3 protein-coding genes and 1 pseudogene are annotated in these 4,089 nt (G+C 72.2%); 2 read left to right on the plus strand and 2 right to left on the minus strand.

Features of this window, described 5'->3' with window-relative positions:
* Positions 1 to 845 (minus strand): GGDEF domain-containing protein (locus AB0C29_RS36890; protein ID WP_360830491.1); only part of this gene is annotated, 845 nt, incomplete at its 3' end.
* A gap of 138 nt (positions 846 to 983) precedes the next feature.
* Between AB0C29_RS36890 and AB0C29_RS36895 the strand changes: the two genes are divergently transcribed.
* Positions 984 to 2,144: a branched-chain amino acid ABC transporter substrate-binding protein gene (locus AB0C29_RS36895; protein ID WP_360830494.1), complete on the plus strand. Its 1,161-nt coding sequence runs from the start codon at positions 984 to 986 to the stop codon at positions 2,142 to 2,144.
* An 18-nt stretch (positions 2,145 to 2,162) separates the two neighbouring features.
* Here AB0C29_RS36895 and AB0C29_RS36900 read toward each other — a convergent pair whose 3' ends face one another.
* Positions 2,163 to 3,785 (minus strand): glycosyltransferase family 39 protein, encoded by a 1,623-nt coding sequence (locus AB0C29_RS36900; RefSeq protein ID WP_360830497.1) that lies wholly within the window; start codon positions 3,783 to 3,785, stop codon positions 2,163 to 2,165.
* 78 nt (positions 3,786 to 3,863) lie between these two features.
* Between AB0C29_RS36900 and AB0C29_RS36905 the strand changes: the two are divergent.
* Positions 3,864 to 4,089: pseudogene (locus AB0C29_RS36905) on the plus strand (hypothetical protein); the annotation flags it as partial.

Genomic DNA, 4,089 nt, shown 5'->3' on the forward strand with positions numbered 1-4,089 from the left:
ACGCCGTCGGCGCCGACCCCGGCGGCCAGCCGCCGCCCGGATTCGAGCAGCACCAGGTCACCGGCGTGGTGGCCCAGGGTGTCGTTGACGGCCTTGAACCCGTTCAGGTCGATGACCATGAGGGCCACCTGATGGCCGGTCCCCGCGGCAACGCCGTCGAGGGCGGTCTGCAGGCGCTGGCCGAACAGAGTCCGGTTGGGCAGGCCGGTGAGCGGGTCGTGCAGGGCCAGGTGCCGGCTCGCCGCCGCCTGTTCGACCAGCCGCCGCTGGTAGCTCAGCACCAGGCGCAGGATCATGCCGACCAGGGTCAGTCCGACCGCGAAACCGACCGAGGTGCCGACCAGCAGCCGTACCTGGGTCCGGCGCAACGCGGACACCTGCAACTGGGCGGCGTCGTGGTACGCCCGCGACACCTCGTCCACGTCGTCCTGCAACGTGTAGAAGGCCGGCGTCACCTCGAGGCGGTCCAGCTGGACGTGCGCGGGGTCGCTGTCGGCGATCAGCGCGATCAGCTGCTCGGCCAGAGCCTGGTACGCCAGCTGCTCGTCCCGCAACCGCAGCGCGTCCACCCGGGCCTGGCCGGTGTCCCCGGCGATGATCTGCGCCAGCGTGTCGTTCGCCGTCAGCACGACCTGGTCGAAGCGCTGCTGGACGGCCACGGACGGCTCGACCTGGTAGTGCCGCAGGTTCACCTCCTGCATGGCGATCGCGATCCGCGCCTCGAAGAACAGCGAGTCGACGACCAGCGCGTGGCTCTGCTGCTCGGTGGCCCGGGTGGTGTGCACCGTGCCCTGGATGACGTAGCCGGCCAGCGCCAGCAGCACCCCCGCCAGGGCAGCCGTCATCGCGACACTGCGTCCCCGGATGCGGCTGATCACGGCGGACTATTCGGCAGCGACGGGCGGCGGTGAAGGCGAATGGGCTCAGGTGACCGGGCCGGGGACCGAAGAGACCCATGAGTCGAAGGACGGGGTGTGGTCCCATTGCGCAGTCGCAGAGTGCTGTCCGGCGTCGCCGTGGCTGTCGTACTGGCCGCGACGGCCGGCTGCGGCGGGCCCGCGGCCGAGACCGCGGGTGCGCCCGCGCCGTCGTCGGGAACGATCCGGCTGGGCACCCTGGTCCCGCTCACCGGGCGCAGCAGCCCGTCCGGCGAGGCCATGGTCAACGGGGCCCGGCTGGCCATCAACGAGGCCAACGCGGCCGGTGGGATCCTGGGCCGGCAGGTCGAGCTGGCCGTCGAGGACGACGCCTGCGACCCCGGCACCGCCGTGACCGCCGCCCGGACGCTGGTCGGCAAGGACATCGTCGCCTCGGTCGGCGGCTACTGCAGCAGCGCGACCGTGCCCACCCTGAAGATCTTCCGGGCGGCCGGCGTGCCGATGGTCGTGGCCCAGTCCAACTCCACCGACCTGCTCGCCCCGAAGTACGACAACGTCTTCCTGATCTGCGGCACCGTCACCGCCGAGGCCGACTTCGCGGTCGACTGGATGAAGCGCCTCGGCGGGCACCGGGTCGCGGTGGTGCACGACGGCACCAGCTTCCCGGTCACCCTGGCCGAGTCCACGGCCACGTCGGCCAAACGCACCGGCGACCTGACGGTGACCGGCCAGTTCGAGCTGAGCCAGGGCGCGCCGAACTACTCCCGGATCGCCGGTTCGGTGCGGGCCGGTAAGGCCGACATCGTCTACTACACGGGCTACTACGCCGAGGCCAGCCAGCTCATCAAGGACCTGCGCGGCAACGGCTTCACCGGCAAGATCGTCGTCGGCGACGGCGCGACCGACGGTCCGCTGCTCGAGAATCTGACCCCCGCGCAGTCCCGCGACGTGTACGGCACCGCACTCATCTTCCCGGAGTTCCTGCCGGAGCTGGCCGACTGGTCGAAGCGCTACCAGGCGGCCTTCGGCGCCCCGCCGGGACCGTCGACGGTCGAGGCGTACGACGCGGTGAACGTCGCCCTCGACGCCGTGAAGCGGGCGGGCAGCACCGATCGCGAGGCGGTCCGCAAGGCGATCGCGGCCACCGACCTGGCGGCGATGAGCGGCCCGCTGAGCTTCAACCCGGACGGCACCCGCACCACGCCCAAGTTCCTGCTGCTGCGGGCCGAGAACGGCAAGTTCGGCCTGGAACCGACCGCCCGCTGACCGGCGGAGCGGCCGACGTCACGGACGGCGGTAGATGCTGATCGAGTGGCCCACCGAGTCGATCGGTGCGCCGCTGCCGGCGATCAGGGCCCGGGTGCGGCCGGTCGCGCCCGCGATCGTGGAGTCCGAGACCACCAGCAGCCCACGCACCTCGGCCGGCGGCACTCCGCGCGGGTCCTTCGCGTCGATACCGTACGCGGCCGGCACGCCCGCGCCCTTGTACAGCAGCCAGACCGGCTCGCCGGGGTAGCGCTCGCGCAGCCGGTCGGCGACGCGACCCAGGTCCTGCCCCCAGTCGACGTTCGAGTCGTGTAGCCGCAGGTGGGTCTTCGCCGGACCGCCGAAGGCCTCGTTCGAGTACGGCAGGTAGTACGGGAACGTGCGTACCGAGCTGACCGCGACGAACGCCACCAGCGCCGCGGCCGTGACCCGGGTCCAGCGCGGGCGCAGGGTCACCACGGCCGCCGCGGCCACGGCCAGGAAGACCGGCAGGAAGATCGCGTACCGGCTGCCGTAGTTGCGGGCGCCCGTCATGGCCACGAGGAACAGGATCGCCGGCGTCACCAGCACGTACAGGGCCGCGACCCGCAGCCGGGCCACGGTCAGCATGGTGACCGCGCCGGCCAGCCACAGCACCAGCATGCCCAGCGGAGTCTTCACCAGCATCGCCGCGGGCAGGTAGTACCAGCGCGAGCCCCGGTACGCCTCGCCGAACAGGAAACCGTTGAACGTCTGCTTCTCGAAGCCGAACTGGATCCGCATGCCGTCGCGGTACGGCTCCGGCAGCGGCACCAGGTTCACCAGCGTCCGCTTCACCCCGTGCAGCTCGGGCAGGCCGATCGGGGTCAGGAAGTGCAGCGTCGGGTCGACGACGAGGTAGCTGACCCACACCACGGCGAGCGCGATCAGCCCGATCCCGGCCGCGGCCACCACCCCGCGCAGCCGTCTGACCGCCAGGAACGCCAGGAACATCAGCACCGGCACCGCGGGCAGCGCGCTCATCCGGGTGGCCAGGGCAGCACCGAGCGCCAGCCCGGCCAGCGGCAGATACAGCTGCGGGCGGTTCCGGGCCCGCCAGAGCAGCCACGCGGCGGTCAGCAGGAAACCGGCCGCCGGCACGTCGAGGGTGGCCAGCGACCCGTGCGCGATCAGATCGGGCGAGAAGGCGTACAGGGCCAGGGCGAGCAGCCCGCCCACCGGTCCCACCAGGTCGCGGGCGAAGGCGAACACCACCAGGCCGAACAGCAACGTCAGGATGATCATCGGGAGCCGGGCGGCGAACATCAGCTCGTACGGGTCGTTGCCGGCCTCGTAGAGCACGTACCGGCCCAGCTCGGACTGGTTGCCCCGGTAGCGCGGATCGACGTGCGGATCGGCGAACGCGAGCCCGGCCGCCATGATCAGCTTGCCGAGCGGCGGATGCTCGGGGTTGTAGCGCAGGCTGTGCTGCTGGACGTAGGTGATGGCCGCGCCGACGTAGACCGGCTCGTCGATGGTCGGCGTCTGCTGCACCGACGTGACCACCATCGCGGCCGCCATCTGACCGAGCATGACCACGATGAGCAGAGCCACCAGCCACCGTCGGTGACGCCGGGGCGCGGCAACGGCAGCGGGCTGCGACTCATCGACGTCCACGGTCATCCGCAGAACCTATCCGGGCCCGGTGGCCGGACCTCGCCGGGGCAGCGGCCGGGTGCCGTGGCGCACTAGGGTCCCGGCATGTCCACCGTGGCACCCCGGACCCCGCCCGCGGCGGCTGCCGGGCGGTCCCCCGCGACCCGGATGATCCAGCCGCTGGTGGTCGCCACGACGTACCGGCGGGGCGCGTTCCTGCTGCTCGGTGGCGTCCTGCTGCTGCCGTACGGGTTGGTCGGGGTGGGCCTGGCCCGGCTGGCGGCCGACGACGGCACGCCGAGCACCACGACGAGGGCGACCGGCGTGCCGT

This window comes from Actinoplanes sp. NPDC048791 (assembly GCF_040650095.1).
GTDB lineage: Bacteria > Actinomycetota > Actinomycetes > Mycobacteriales > Micromonosporaceae > Actinoplanes.